The 13,105-nt window shown below is 67.2% G+C and carries 20 protein-coding genes; 10 read left to right on the top strand and 10 right to left on the bottom strand.

Going from position 1 to position 13,105, the window contains the following annotated elements; all coding sequences use genetic code 11:
• Window positions 1-108: 108 nt before the first annotated feature.
• Both trxA and AC50YM_RS13180 read right to left on the bottom strand, forming a co-directional pair.
• Complete coding sequence (trxA, locus tag AC50YM_RS13185; protein ID WP_494957404.1) at window positions 109-522, bottom strand: thioredoxin; 414 nt, start codon at window positions 520-522, stop codon at window positions 109-111.
• A gap of 156 nt (window positions 523-678) precedes the next feature.
• Complete coding sequence (locus tag AC50YM_RS13180) at window positions 679-1,224, bottom strand: acyl-CoA thioesterase (RefSeq protein WP_494957403.1); 546 nt, start codon at window positions 1,222-1,224, stop codon at window positions 679-681.
• A gap of 67 nt (window positions 1,225-1,291) precedes the next feature.
• On the opposite strand from AC50YM_RS13180, the gene AC50YM_RS13175 reads away from it, so the two are divergent.
• A complete protein-coding gene (locus AC50YM_RS13175) occupies window positions 1,292-1,780 on the top strand; it encodes a GNAT family N-acetyltransferase (protein WP_494957402.1) in 489 nt (162 codons plus the stop codon).
• 71 nt (window positions 1,781-1,851) lie between these two features.
• Here the strand turns inward: AC50YM_RS13175 and AC50YM_RS13170 are convergent, their stop codons facing one another.
• The 6 genes from AC50YM_RS13170 to AC50YM_RS13145 form a co-directional block, all read right to left on the bottom strand.
• Window positions 1,852-2,256: a VOC family protein gene (locus AC50YM_RS13170; protein WP_494957401.1), complete on the bottom strand. Its 405-nt coding sequence runs from the start codon at window positions 2,254-2,256 to the stop codon at window positions 1,852-1,854.
• Window positions 2,257-2,403: 147 nt separating this feature from the next.
• Entirely contained in the window at window positions 2,404-2,946 is a 543-nt protein-coding gene (locus AC50YM_RS13165) for a GNAT family N-acetyltransferase (RefSeq protein WP_494957400.1), read from the bottom strand.
• A 181-nt stretch (window positions 2,947-3,127) separates the two neighbouring features.
• A complete protein-coding gene (locus AC50YM_RS13160; RefSeq protein ID WP_494957399.1) occupies window positions 3,128-3,586 on the bottom strand; it encodes a DUF1801 domain-containing protein in 459 nt (152 codons plus the stop codon).
• Window positions 3,573-4,298 carry an MgtC/SapB family protein gene (locus tag AC50YM_RS13155; RefSeq protein ID WP_494957398.1) on the bottom strand — a complete coding sequence of 242 codons (726 nt, stop codon included), beginning with the start codon at window positions 4,296-4,298 and terminating at the stop codon, window positions 3,573-3,575. The genes AC50YM_RS13160 and AC50YM_RS13155 overlap by 14 nt, the downstream gene beginning before the upstream one ends.
• Window positions 4,299-4,382: 84 nt before the next feature.
• Window positions 4,383-4,739, bottom strand: a complete 357-nt coding sequence (locus tag AC50YM_RS13150) for a hypothetical protein (RefSeq protein WP_494957397.1) — start codon at window positions 4,737-4,739, stop codon at window positions 4,383-4,385.
• Between the two features lie 15 nt (window positions 4,740-4,754).
• Window positions 4,755-5,477 carry a GAF domain-containing protein gene (locus AC50YM_RS13145; RefSeq protein WP_494957396.1) on the bottom strand — a complete coding sequence of 241 codons (723 nt, stop codon included), beginning with the start codon at window positions 5,475-5,477 and terminating at the stop codon, window positions 4,755-4,757.
• Between the two features lie 245 nt (window positions 5,478-5,722).
• Here AC50YM_RS13145 and AC50YM_RS13140 point away from each other — a divergent pair, with 245 nt between their 5' ends.
• From AC50YM_RS13140 to AC50YM_RS13130, 3 genes are read left to right on the top strand one after another with little or no spacing between them, the layout of a single operon-like run.
• Window positions 5,723-6,448, top strand: coding sequence for a GAF and ANTAR domain-containing protein (locus tag AC50YM_RS13140; protein WP_494957395.1), 726 nt, complete (start codon window positions 5,723-5,725; stop codon window positions 6,446-6,448).
• A gap of 51 nt (window positions 6,449-6,499) precedes the next feature.
• Window positions 6,500-7,129, top strand: coding sequence for an ANTAR domain-containing protein (locus tag AC50YM_RS13135; protein ID WP_494957394.1), 630 nt, complete (start codon window positions 6,500-6,502; stop codon window positions 7,127-7,129).
• Between the two features lie 54 nt (window positions 7,130-7,183).
• Window positions 7,184-7,630 carry a DUF1810 domain-containing protein gene (locus AC50YM_RS13130; protein WP_494957393.1) on the top strand — a complete coding sequence of 149 codons (447 nt, stop codon included), beginning with the start codon at window positions 7,184-7,186 and terminating at the stop codon, window positions 7,628-7,630.
• A gap of 20 nt (window positions 7,631-7,650) precedes the next feature.
• On the opposite strand, the gene AC50YM_RS13125 is transcribed toward AC50YM_RS13130, so the two are convergent.
• Window positions 7,651-8,358, bottom strand: a complete 708-nt coding sequence (locus AC50YM_RS13125) for a HEAT repeat domain-containing protein (RefSeq protein ID WP_494957392.1) — start codon at window positions 8,356-8,358, stop codon at window positions 7,651-7,653.
• Between the two features lie 13 nt (window positions 8,359-8,371).
• Complete coding sequence (locus AC50YM_RS13120) at window positions 8,372-8,686, bottom strand: hypothetical protein (RefSeq protein ID WP_494957391.1); 315 nt, start codon at window positions 8,684-8,686, stop codon at window positions 8,372-8,374.
• A 180-nt stretch (window positions 8,687-8,866) separates the two neighbouring features.
• Between AC50YM_RS13120 and AC50YM_RS13115 the strand changes: the two genes are divergently transcribed.
• From AC50YM_RS13115 to AC50YM_RS13090, 6 genes are all read left to right on the top strand, one after another.
• Window positions 8,867-9,052: a hypothetical protein gene (locus AC50YM_RS13115; protein ID WP_494957390.1), complete on the top strand. Its 186-nt coding sequence runs from the start codon at window positions 8,867-8,869 to the stop codon at window positions 9,050-9,052.
• 134 nt (window positions 9,053-9,186) lie between these two features.
• Window positions 9,187-9,453 carry a hypothetical protein gene (locus AC50YM_RS13110; RefSeq protein ID WP_494957389.1) on the top strand — a complete coding sequence of 89 codons (267 nt, stop codon included), beginning with the start codon at window positions 9,187-9,189 and terminating at the stop codon, window positions 9,451-9,453.
• A gap of 52 nt (window positions 9,454-9,505) precedes the next feature.
• Window positions 9,506-9,838 (top strand): ArsR/SmtB family transcription factor, encoded by a 333-nt coding sequence (locus tag AC50YM_RS13105; protein WP_494957388.1) that lies wholly within the window; start codon window positions 9,506-9,508, stop codon window positions 9,836-9,838.
• A 13-nt stretch (window positions 9,839-9,851) separates the two neighbouring features.
• Window positions 9,852-10,349, top strand: coding sequence for an SRPBCC family protein (locus tag AC50YM_RS13100; RefSeq protein WP_494957387.1), 498 nt, complete (start codon window positions 9,852-9,854; stop codon window positions 10,347-10,349).
• Window positions 10,350-10,492: 143 nt separating this feature from the next.
• Window positions 10,493-11,728: a PP2C family protein-serine/threonine phosphatase gene (locus AC50YM_RS13095; RefSeq protein ID WP_494957386.1), complete on the top strand. Its 1,236-nt coding sequence runs from the start codon at window positions 10,493-10,495 to the stop codon at window positions 11,726-11,728.
• Between the two features lie 47 nt (window positions 11,729-11,775).
• Window positions 11,776-13,092 (top strand): PP2C family protein-serine/threonine phosphatase, encoded by a 1,317-nt coding sequence (locus AC50YM_RS13090; protein ID WP_494957385.1) that lies wholly within the window; start codon window positions 11,776-11,778, stop codon window positions 13,090-13,092.
• Window positions 13,093-13,105 lie beyond the last annotated feature (13 nt).

Below are 13,105 nucleotides of genomic sequence, written 5' to 3'. Positions count from 1 at the left end.
GACAAACAGCAACGCGGGGTCACTCCGCGCCCATAAATCAACGAAACATGGGCGCGGAGTGACCCCGCGTTGGGGTTTGAGGAGGCGTGCGCGGGCGGTGCGGGGCGGTTAGGCCTCCGGGATCTGGCTGCCGTCCTGCGTGCCGGCAGCGGAGGCGGCTTCGGCTTGGGACCGGGCCACGTGGGCGTGCACTTCCTCCATGTCCAGGGCCTTCACGGCGTCGACGACCTGCTCCAGCTGCTGGGCGTTCAGCGCGCCCGGCTGCGAGAACACGAGCACCTTTTCGCGGAACGCCATCAGCGTCGGGATGGACGTGATGCCGGCCTCGGCGGCGAGCTGCTGCTCCGCCTCGGTGTCCACCTTGGAGAAGACGACGTCCTGGTGCTTCTCGGAAACTGCGGCGTATGTGGGTCCGAACTGCTTGCACGGGCCGCACCATTCGGCCCAGAAATCGACGAGGACAATGTCGTTGTCCTCGACGGTCGATGCGAACTGTTCACCTGTAATGTCTACGGTAGCCATGGGTCAACGGTACGCGAGCGGCCCCGGCTTGTCCCCTGCATTTCGCTGTTGGCACAGCCATGTGACGGCCCTCCGGCGCCTCCGACGGGCCGTGCCCGGCGCCCCGGAGCAGCCGGACTGTGTCCCGTTGGGAGTGCAGGACTCTCCCGACGAGAGTCAGGCCCAGGCGTGCGGCGCCGGGCGCCGGGCCCCTGGCAGGGCGTTGGTTTCGCGCCATTCGTGGATCCATTCGGGCAGTTCCAGATCCGCCGGGGGCGCACCGAACTCACGAAGGATTTCCTCCTGGCTGACCGGCTTGCCCTTGCTGACCAGGCGCGTGGCGATGAACGCGCGGGCACAGATTTCCCCGTCCGCCACCATGCGCTGCTCGAAGTAGATGGCCTTCTCGTCAAGGCCAATGATCTTGGTTTCGATCGTGTACCGCTGCCACAGCTGCAGCGAACGGCGGAACGCGATGGTCTCCCCCGCCGCCACCGGGCTCCATCCCCGGCGGCGCATGGCCTGCCAGGTGCCGCTGCGAGCCATCAGGTCGAACCGGCCCAGGTCCATCAGGGAGAAATACATGCCGTTGTTGACATGCATCGCTATGTCAATATCAGTGGGCAGGACCTTCAACGGCAGTGACGCCGCGTCCCAAATGCTCAGCCGGGAACGGCGGGAGGACGTGAACAGCAGCAAAAGAGTGCGCAGGAGCAGGTGCATGGAGGCTATGTTACCCGCGAGTAGGTCCGCGGCCAAAGACCGTGGGACTCTGTAATACCCTTGCCGGATGACAACAGACGAGACCGTCAGGACAGCGGTGCTGGACGACGCTGCCGCCATCGCGCGCGTGCACCTCCAGGCCTGGCGCGAAAGCTACGCCCACCTGCTGCCGGCCGCCGCCCTCGCGGGGCTGCAACAAGGACCGCGGGAAGCAAAATGGCGCGAAATCATCACCACCTCAAGCTCGGATATCTGGGTGGCCTGCGCCGGGGCGGACATCATCGGCTGGGCCAGTGCGGGCCCCGGACGCGATGCTGACGGACCCAGCCCCCGGGAGCTGGAGGGCATCTACGTGCTCGCCAGCCACTACGGCTCCGGGGCAGGACAACTGCTGCTGGATGCAGCCGTGGCCGACGGCTGCGCGTACCTCTGGATTGCGGACGACAATCCCCGCGCCTTCGCCTTCTACCGGCGCAACGGTTTCGTCCCCGACGGGACCACAGCCACGCACGAACTGGTCGGCACCCCGGTCCGGATTCTGCGGATGGTCCGCTGAACCGTGCCGGCGCGGCCCGGAGGTGGTGGTCCGCCGGCGCGAGCCTTGGGCGCTGATCCCGCGGAGCCGGGTCAGTCGGCGGCGACCAGTTCCACTTCGAAGCCGTCCGAATTCACCAGGTAGGCTGCGAAGTGATCCGGTCCGCCGGCGTGCGGGTAGGTGTCCGGGAACAGTTCACGCCAACCGTGCCCGACGGCGTCTGCCGCGAGGGCATCGACCTGTCGCCGGTTGCCGGCGCTGAAAGCCAGGTGGTTGAGGCCTGGCGCGGTGCGTTCGTGCGTGCGGCTGCTCAGGGCCGGGGATTGCTCGACGACGATGTAGGTGGGCCCGCGGCGCCAGCTGCACCCGTCCGGCCAGTCCTGGTACGCCTGATAGCCGAGCCGGGTCAGGAGCCAGCCCCATTCGTCCCTGGCGCGGCCAAGGTGTGGCACCCACAGCTCGACATGGTGCAGGGCGCCGAAGGAATCGTCAGTCACCCAGAGAGTCTCGCACGGCTGAGGACCGCGGGCCGGCGTCGACTGCTCGACGTCGGCAGCTCGCTGGCGTCCGGTCAGTGGCGTCCGCTCGACGTCGGCAGCTCCGTGGCGTCCGCTCAGTAACGGCCCCTCAGTGTCGTCCGCCGCTCAATACAGGATCCGCTGGAAAAGTAGGTGGTCCTGCCAGCCGCCCGCGATGTTGAGGTACGCCGGGGCCACACCGATCTCCGCGAAGCCGGCGCGTTTGAGGATCTTTTGCGAGGCGGCATTGTGCAAAAGCGTGGCAGCCTGCAGCCGGTGCAGTCCCAGCTCCTCCCGCGCCGCTGCGACGGCGAACGCGACGGCCGCGGTGCCGATCCCGCGCCCGTTGTAATCCTTGTCCACCCAATAGCCAAGGTGGGCGCTGAGGAACGGCCCCCTGACGATGCCGCTGAGGGTCATCAGCCCCACAATCGCCTCGGCGTCGGTCAGGACCCACGGGATATCGGATCCGGCGATGAACAAGGCGAGCTTGGACTGGACGCTCATCATTTGGCCATCCACGGTGAAGAACTCCTCGGCCCGCAGCGGCTCCCAAGGCGCCAGGTGCTCGCGGTTCCGCAGGTAGGCCGCGCACATGGCCTCCACATCGGAGGCCCGCAGGATCCGGATCCGGACGCTGCCGGCGAGGGGTGCGCTGTTCGCGGTCATCCGGGGCTCAGCCCGGGGTTTGCCCGTGCGGCTGGACCCGCCACCGCTGGGAATTCATCCGACGCCGGACCCGCCCGCCGAGGCGGCACGGCTTTGGGCGGGCGCAGGCGCTCCGGTGGGGCCGGATGGTCGCTACGAGAGAACATGACCTCATCCTTGCACCGCTGTCCTTACACCGCCGTCAGCCCCGCCCGGCGGACGGGTCAACCGGGGACCCGGCTCCTCCGCGCTCAGCTCCCTGCTTGAGCTTGCGCCAGCCACCGGCCCGGTTGTTGGCGATAATCTGCCGGAACAATCCGAGCAATGCCGTGGCATTGATCGGCTCGCCCTGCCGCACGGCCACCGTGCGGGCGGTCTTGTTCCCATGCCCGGAGGTGATGATTCCCTCGGGGTCCGGAACGATCCCGCCGTCGTACAGAAAGACGTTGACGTGGTCCTTGGCCGCCAGCAGCGCGCAGATATTTCCGTCCAGGACGAAGTACGGCCGGGTGATGCGCGTGATGGTCTCCCGCACGTCAGGGTCAGCGGCGTGGACCAGCGCACGGACCTCACGGCAGATCGATTGCTGCCACGCGGGCAGCGCTTCGATGAACGCATCCACGCGCGGATCACTGACCGGCAGCGGCTCAGGCTTCGTCATCGTCGTCGTCGTCGTCGCTCGAATCGGTGCCGCGGACGATCACGCTCGCGACGCCGTACAGGTCCATCAGCGGCAGGACGAGGTTGCGCAGCGGATGCCGCCCGAAGAAGCGGACCTCCATCGAGACCATCGGCTTCTGCTCATCCCCGGTCCGCCGGGTGCGCAGGATCGAGGAGCTGAAGCCCATGGTGGTGGCGATTTCGAGGACCTGCCGCAGCACCCCCTGGCCGTCGGCGTACTCGATGTGCATCACGCGGTTCCGGTCCACAGAAGGGATTCGCCGGACCGCCGGCGCCACAATGAACAGTGTGACGAGGTGGAATATGGTCAGCACCACGGCCAGGGAGACCATGCCAGCACCGCAGGCCATGCCCACCGCGGCGGCCACCCAGATGGTGGCGGCGGTCGTGAGGCCGCGGACCACGTCCCGGCCCTTGAAGATGACACCGGCACCCAGGAATCCGATTCCGCTGACGATCTGGGCCGCGATCCGCGACGGGTCGACGGCGGTTCCGGGCTCGACGACGAAGGCGAACCCGTACGCGGATACCAGGGTGAACGCACACGAGCCGAGGCCTACCAGCACGTGGGTCCGGTAGCCCGCACTCTTCTGCCGGACCTGCCGCTCGATGCCGATCAGCGAACACAGCACGAACGTCGCGAGCAACAGCCCGGCCTCCGCCAGGCTGGTGTCGGTGAAGAACGCGAACATGCCGCCCACCTTCCTGGGCCCGCCGGTCAGTGGCGGGCCGGTGCGAGACCACTCACCCTGTTGCTGACTCTAGCAAGGTGGCCGTCAGCCGTCGTCGGGGTCCGTTTCGGAGCCGCTGCCCACCTCGTTGTCCAACTCGCTGCCGGACTCGCTGCCCGGCTGGCTCGCCGCCGCCGCGTCGTGGGCATCGACGCTGTACGGTGCCCGCGGCGCCCCGGAATACAGCTCATCCAGGCGTTCGTTCAGGGCATGGGCGAGGATGTCCCGCTGGAGTGGGGGCAGGGCCATGGCTCCGTGGATGTAGGCCTCGACCTCGAACTGCCCCGCCTGGCCGCCGAGCGTGAAGTATCGCAGCCAGAGCTCTTCAATGCTGACGTCGGCGTGGCGAAGCGACTCGGCGAACCGCCGGCGTTGCTCGCTCTCGTCGCCGCCCAAGGCCATGCCGTCGTCCTACGCTTAGTTTTCGAGGGGGCCGGCCGCAGCCAGCAGTTCAGCCGCGACCCGGGCCAGGGGCTTCCCCGTCTGCCGTGAGAGCATCATCAACTGCCGGAGTGCCTCGTCATCGCTGGTGGCGTTCCGGGCGATCAAGATGCCTTTTGCCATGCTGATGGTGTCCCTCTGCGCCAGCGATTCCTGCAGGCGGCCACTCAGCGTCCCGGCAGCTTCACGGGCGTGGGTGTGGATAACAAAGAGCGTCGCCTGTTGAGCGAAGAGCTCGGCCAGACGGACCGTGCCGTCGCGGAACGGCTGACCGCCGTCCGAGTAGACCTTTACGGCTCCCAGTGCGAGACCCCCCGACACCAGGGGGCAGCTGACCGAGGATGAGATCCCCAGGGCCGCCGCGGCCGGGGCCCAACGCGACCAGCGCCGGTCCGAGGCCAGGTTCTCGACCCGGACGGTTTCCCCGCTCGCCCACGCGGTGATGCACGGGCCTTCCCCCAGCTCGTACTGAAGCGCATCGGCCGCAGCCACGACGGCGTCAGATGCGGCAGTCGTCTGGCGCAGCCCCGAACCGTTGACCAGGCTCACGCCGGCGCCGATCGCGCCCGGGATCGACGCTGTGGCAGCATCCGTGATCAGCCGGAGGGCGTGGCCCACCGTTTCTTCCGTGAGCAGCAGCCGGGTGGCCCGGGCAAAGACAGCGGTGATCTCGTCAGCCAGCGGCAGTTTTACGCTCATTGTCACCTCAGAAGTCCATGCCGGCGGGTTGCCAGCCGGCGCGTATCGCCGCAGGGTTCAAGCATACGGCGGTGCGGCTTGGGGCGCCTATATTCACTGCCCCGTACACAGCGTAGTGTCGCTAGTAGGTACATCCCGGTTTGGACAGTCAAGGGTGCTGCTATTTGGGTTGCGGGCGATCAAGAGTTCTCAGCCGCTGAGTCGGCGCGTGACGGCCACCCAGAGTTCGTAGGATTGAGGCCGGCATGGTTTCCGGTACCGGCGCTGCACCCACGCCCGAGCAACTGCAGGATCTCCTGCTGGAAAGTCCGGGGTTCACCGAATTTCTTCTGGGACTGACGACGGTCTCCGCGACCTTCCTCGGCGGTTCCGAACCCATGCTGTGTGCCATCACGGTCGAACGGGACGGCACCCCGGCCACGGTCGCCAGCAGCGGCGAGGCGGCGAGGCAGCTGGATGAAAAACAGTACGCGTTCGACGACGGCCCCTGCTTGACGGCCCTGCGGCACGGAATCACCGTCCAGGTGCCCGATGTGGCGTCGTCAACCCGCTGGGAGCACTACGCGTCCGCCGTCTCCGGCGAGGGCATAAAGTCGGTCCTGGCTGTACCGATCGCCACGGATCCGGGGTCGGCCGCCGCGCTTAACTGCTATGCCCGCACCAGTGGCGTTTTCGACGAGGCCACCGTCGCGGAGGTGGAGCGCCATGCCGTCTCGATCTCGCGGATCCTCCGTCTGGCCCTGAAAGTCCACCCGCCGGAAACCTACCCGGAACATCTGCGGGCCGCGCTGAAATCCCGCGCCATCGTGGACGCCGCCGTCGCGCTGATCATGATCCAGAACCGGTGCAGCAGGGAACGCGCCATGGAGCTGCTGCATGTGGCCGCCCGGGCAACTGATACCCGGCTCCACACCATTGCCGCGGATATCATTCAGGGCGCCTCCCTTCCGTCACTGAAATCACCGCAATAGGATGGGACAAGCCGCCGCCTGCTCAGCGGGCGGCCGGGATCGGGGGCAACCATGAGCGTCAGCCGGACTATTTCGTCGGAGTCGCGCACCATCAGCAGCAGCGTCAGCTCGCTGCTGGATTTGGTGCTGGACAGTACCGGCCCCGGTTCCGGCATGGACAGCTTCTTGTCCCGGCTGACCGGCTTGGTGGCAGGCGAGCTGTCCCGCCCGGACCGCCCGGTCTCCTGCGGGATCATCGTCAATCAGCGGAAGCAGCGTACCTGTGAAGCAGGCAATACCGGCGAGGCATCCGCCGGCGTCCTTCGGATCCCGGTAGTCCTCGACGCTGACAACTCCGCCGTCGTCAGCCTCTATTCACCGCAGCCCGACGCGTTTTCTGCGGAGGATCTCGCGGCTGCCCAGCAGTTCGTGTCCGGCGCAGCGCCGGCGCTCCTGCTGGCACTGCGGATCGCCCAGCTCACAGAATCCCGGGACAACCTGACCGCTGCCATGCAGTCAAGGACCACCATCGACATGGCGATCGGCATCGTCATGGCCCAGAACCGGTGCACGCGGGACGCCGCGTTCAGGATCCTCCGGAATACGTCCAACAACAGGAACCTGAAGATCCGCGACGTCGCGGCAGCAGTCGTGGCTTCCATCGCCGGCGACACTGATATTTTGGCGCGCTTCGAGCAGTGACCGCGCCGCGGCCGGCGGGTGACCGGCACTTCTTTCGGGCGCAAGGAGGGCATAGTGGATGACCCGTACGATCTGGAACGGTTCGTTTATGCGCAGGATGAGGGCGGAACCTACCGGAACGCCCTTGACGAGCTCCGGTCGGGCGTGAAGCGCAGCCACTGGATGTGGTTTGTGTTCCCGCAGCTCGCCGGCCTCGGGCGCAGCCCCACCGCCCGGAAATATGCCGTGGCCTCCCTGGACGAGGCGCAGGCCTATCTGGGGCATCCGGTGCTGGGTCCGCGGCTGGTCCAATGCGCCAAAGTAGTGGCCGGCCTCGAAGGGCGCACCGCCGGGCAGATTTTCGGCGGGACCGATGAGCGGAAGCTGCACTCCTCCATGACGCTCTTCCTCCGGGCGGACCCGCAGCAGGACATCTTCCGGGAAGTCCTGGCCCGGTACTTCGACGGCGTGCCCGATCCCGCCACCGACCAGCTGCTGGGCAACGAACAGGGCGCCGGCTGAGGCAGCTACTCCGGCACCGGCTAGAGCGCCGCGTCCAACAGCTTCCGGAGCCGGTTCTTCCTCGAGTTCTCCCGGACGATCCAGGCGATGTCCGGATCAGGGTTCCGCTGCAGCTCCGCGAAAAGCGGCAGGCCTTCCGCGGGCAGCGCCGCTATCGCCACGCTCCAGCCGTAGCCAAGAGCCTGGCGGAGCGTCCGTACCGACGGCAAGCGCCGGTCGGCATCCGGCAGGCCGGTGAGGCCGTACGTCACCCCGCCCAGAAGCCGGAGGGCCCTTTTCGCAGCCTCAGCAGTACGCAGGAGGCGCGGTTCGCAGACGGCGGCGACGGCGGCCCGGCGGACCAGCGGGTCCGGATCATGCGCCCAGGATTCGGCCAGTCCGAACGCGAACTCCGGATTGTCATCGCCGGCCCGCTGCACGGCCATCGCGACGCCTTCCCGGACCCGCCACCGGGCGTCGGCGGCATGGCTGTGCAGGACCTCGACCAGCCGGCGGTCCACGGGAGTTTGCCCGAGATGCCGGCCGAGCGCCACGACGCCGCACACCGTGGCAAACTCGTCGGCAGTCGCAATCAGCTCCATGGCCCGCGTGACGTCTGCCTCCTCGCCGCAGGCTGCAACCAGCTCGAGGTTGCCGCGAGGACCCGGCAAGGCACTGTGGGCGTTCAGATAGGGCATCCAGTCATCGAGTCCCTGGAGTGCGGTGCGATACTCCCCGATCCTGGTCACCGTGCCACCTTCCTCACGACATCGGAGGAAATGCCCCGTCCGACCTCGGGACCGCATACGGGTTGACCGGCCGGTCCTCGTCCCGGGCCGACGGCTCCTTCGTGGCGTAGTTGCGCGGCGTTTTCAGATCGCGGGAGCGCCGGAACAGACCGAATCCGACAGCGCCGAGTCGCCCTGCCAGCAGTGCCAGGCCCAGGACGAACAGACCGATGGCGCCTGGGTCGGCGCTGGCGGTAGCCACCTGGAAAATCGGCGTCGGGAGGACGAAAAGGGTCACCGCCATGGCAACGCCCCCCGCCGCAATGGGCCAGCTCCCCTTGGACTTCATGTTTCCCGCTCCACGTTGGCCTCAGGACCCAGTAAACCTGTTCCCCGGTCCGGACGGAAGAGTCCCCAGTGCTGCCACCGAACGGCTCTTCGGCCAGGACAAGGCCACCGCATCCGGGTATCGACGCCGGCCCCCCAGCGGAGGAGGATTAAAGGGCAGTCACGTTAAAGGAGGTCAGTGATGTGCTACCCGTACAACAGGGAATTCCGGCGGGACATCAAGAAGGATGAACCAAAGGAAACCGAGGCGCACCCGGAGCCCCGGGTGGAAGCACCCGACTTCAAGTTCTGGGCCTTCCCCCGGCGCAGCAGGGAATTCACGGTCGAGGAACCGGCGACGGCTGACCGGTCCCGCGAGAGGGTGTAGCCCCGGAAAACAACGGAAGGCTCCAGACGGGGCCTTTCGTTTTGCCGGACGGCGCCGTGCGGACGTTCCGGAGGCGGATGTTCCGAAGAACGTACGGGAGACTGGAAGTCCCCGACCACGAAGGCAGGACCGCATTGATCAATCTCCAGCAGGACCCCGAAGGCTTCATCCGCATGAAGCGCCACTTTCCGGGCAGCACCGTCATTTCCATCACGTTCACCGATGGTTCCTCGGAGGAGTTCTCCGGCGTGCAGCTCAATGCGATCTATGACGCGGCCGTGGCCGTCTACCGGGCAGAGAACCACCTGGACGCCAAGGGGTACTCCCGGGCACCGAAAATGACCGTCCAGCCCACGGACAAAATCGAGTTTGTCGCGGTGCACCCAGGCATGGCCGGCTAGCCCAGCTGCAACCCGTTGACACAGCAGAACTGACGGATTATTCTACAACCAAATGGTTGTAGATGAGCTGCGTGAGTCTGACCTTGACCGCCTGTTCCAGGCGTTCGCCGATGCCACCCGCAGGGACATTGTCACCCGGGTGACGGCCGGCGAGTCTTCGGTGTCAGGGCTGGCAGCGCACTACGCCATGAGTTTCGCCGCCGTACAGAAGCACGTGGCGGTGTTGGAACGCGCCTCCCTCGTCACGAAGGAAAAGCGCGGACGGGAGCAGATCGTGCGGGCCCACCACGATGGCCTGGAAAAGGCTCGACGGCTGCTCGATGAATACGAGACGATCTGGCGCCAGCGCGCTGACCGGATCGCCGAAATTCTCGCAGAGGACTAGGAAGAGTTCCGTCATGACCGTTATCAGTTCGCAGAAGAACGCCGAAGCACTGAGCTTCACCGTCGTCGCAGAGTTCGACGCCGGCGTCGAACGCGTGTGGCAGGTGTGGGAAGACCCGCGCCAGCTGGAGCGCTGGTGGGGCCCGCCCACCTGGCCCGCGACCTTCGAGCGCCATGACTTCGTGTCCGGAGGGAAGGCCAGCTACTTTATGACCGGGCCCGACGGCGGGAAGAGCCGGGGCTGGTGGCGTTTCACCGCCATCGAGGCGCCGCACCGGCTGGAGTTCGACGACGGGTTTGCCGACGAGAACGGCGACCCGAACCCCGACATGGGTACCAGCCACGCGGTGATGCGGCTCGAGCCCATCGGCGACCGCACCCGAATGACGATGGTGTCGACCTTCGACTCCGCCGAAGCGCTGGAGCAGGTTCTCTCCATGGGCATGGAAGAGGGCATGAAGCAGGCACTCGCCCAGATCGACGGCATCCTCGCCGAGTTCAAGGTCGGTTGAGCGCGGCCGGGCGCCGTCGGGCGATGATGCCTTCCACTGATCGGGCGGGCGGTAAGCTCATGCATGGTTGAGCGACCGTTGAGCCGGGATGACCACTGCTCGTCGGGCTTGCGCGTCCGGACCGGCTCAAAGTTGGAGGACGTATGACAAGCACGGAACACCCATCCCCCGGCACCCACTGGGGTCCCGGCGCCCCGGAGTGGGCCCGGCTCGAGGACCTCTCCAGGACCCGGCTGCTGGACACCCCCTCGGAGGAACGCTTCGACCGGATCACGCGGTTGGCGCAGAACCTTTTCGGGGTCAGCGCAGCCAGCGTGTCGCTGATCGCCGAGAACCGGCAGTACCTGAAGTCGTTTGTCGGCAGGCTGTCCCGCGAATCGGACCGGCATGACGCGTTCTGCGCGGAGACGATCAAGTCCTCTGAAACCATGATCGTGGAGAACGCCCTCACCGACGAACGCTTCCGGCATAACCCGCTCGTCACGGGCGACCCCCACATCCAGTTCTATGCGGGCCATCCCCTCACCGGACCGGGCGGCACCCACGTCGGGACGTTCTGCATCATCGATCAGGAACCACGGTCATTCGGTCTCGACCAGCAGGAAATCCTCGAGGACCTGACCCAGATCATCCAGCGTGAAATGAACCTCTCGTGGGACATCGACCAGGGAGCGCGCACCCAACGGGCCCTCTTGCCGGTCACTCCGCCGGCCCCGGCCGGTTACTCACTCGGTGTCTGCTTCTATCCGGCGTTCGGGCTCAGCGGGGATTTCTACGACCTCGGCACTACCGCGTCCGGGCACTTCCGGATCACCGTCGGCGACGCCATGGGCAAGGGGGTTGGTCCCGGTCTGGTTGCCGGGGCGGCGCGTTCCGCCTTCGCCGATGCCGGCTGGGAAGCAGACCCGTCCCGCCTTTTCCGGGACGTATCTGACCTCCTTGACGGAACCCTGGCCCGCGCCGGATCCTTCGCCTCGGTCTTCCACGCCACCATCGACCCGGCCACCGGCACCGGCCTCTATTCGGACGCCGGACAGGGGCTGACCCACATCCTGCGCGCCGACGGCAGCATCGAGCGGCTGTCCCCCACGGGGCCGCCCCTGGGGCTGGTCCCCGGCGGGGTCTGGGACCAGCGTCCGTTCGCGCTCGCCCCGGGAGACGCCGTCGTGATTCCAACCGACGGCCTCCTCGACCTTCACGGCGGCGACCTCCAGCGGCTCGCCGAAGCCATGGCGGGATGCCGGACCGCGGACGACGCGGAGACGGCCATCAAGGCAGTGTGCGACCGGCGGGGAAAATCGGTCGTCCTGGACGACATCACGGCCGTCCTCTTCCGACGGGCCGCGGACCAGCCAAAAACTCCGACGGCGGATCGGTAGGATGCTGGGGGACATAAGTCCGGGAAATCTGGATAACGGGGGAATCAGTGACGGCAACGGCAACGCGTGAAGCCACGCCGACGCGATTGGGCCAGCCGGCACCGCTCCGGAAACAGCTGCCCACCCTCCTGACGGGCGTGGACGAGATTTCACCGCTTCGGAAGCAGTTGCCGTTCCTGCTGTTCTTTATCGTGGCCGCGTCCATGAGCGCTTCGATCGTGACGCTGTCGGTGAGCGACTGGGCGGCCCTGGCGGCGGGGACGGTTCTGACGGCAGCGGCAACCGGCTACGCCGCAATGGCGACCACGCCACGGCTGGCCCGCTGGGCCGTTCTTGTGCCCTGCCTGGATTTCCTGGCGGCCGGAGCCCTGCGCTACGGCACCGGGGAAAGCCACTCCATCTACGCCTCGATCGTCCTTTTGCCGGTGCTCTGGTTTGCTGCCATGGAAGGCCGTCGCCACGTCGCCTACGCGGCCGCCGGCGCGACGGTCGCAATTATGGTCCCGTTCGCCCTCGGGTCGAGCATCGATGCCAACCCCAACGAACTCTTCCGCGGGCTGTACAGCACGATGATCTTCATCCTGGGCGCCCTCGTGGTCAACGAACTGGCGCGACGGACCCGGCGTAATCTCCACACCGCGCGCCAGCAGGCTGCGGCGGCCACCGCGGAACTCCGACGGGCCGCCCAGATCCAACGCTTCCTGCTGCCCACGAACGCCGCGCCCCTCCCCGGCTACCAGACGGCCGGGGCATGCATCCCGTCCGCCGCGGTGGGAGGAGACTTCTTCGACTGGTACCTGATCGAAGACGGGCTCGGATTCACCCTCGGCGACGTGATGGGCAAGGGCGCCGGGGCCGGCATGATCGCCGCCACGACACGGGCCGTCATCCGCAGTGCCCGGAACAGCGGCGACCCGGTGACCGCGCTGGCCCTGACGCAGGACTGTCTGACAACCGACCTGAGCCAGGCGGGCTCCTTCGCGACGCTCTTCCACGCCCGGCTCAGGGCCTCGGACGGGCGGATCCTGTACTCGGACGCCGGCCACGGGCTGAGCCTCGTCGTCCGGGCAGCAGGCAGCTGGGAGCGGCTCACTTCAGAAAACCTCCCCGTCGGCCTGCTCCCGGACACCAAATGGGAATCCTTTGAAACCCGGCTGAACCCCGGGGACATGATCGTCAGCTTCAGTGACGGTGTCCTGGACCTCTATGACGGAACCCTCGCCGCCGTCGACGAGATCGGAAAACTCGCCGCGGCCGCGGGGTCCGCGGAAGAGCTGGTCGACGCCGTGCGCCGCCGGGCCCAGGGGGCCTCGAACCCCGACGATGTCACCATCCTTGCCGTCCGGCGCGACACCCGGAGCTAACCGAGCCCTCACG

Source organism: Pseudarthrobacter sp. RHLT1-30-1, assembly GCF_059383415.1.
This window is presented reverse-complemented; position numbering and strand designations above follow the sequence as displayed.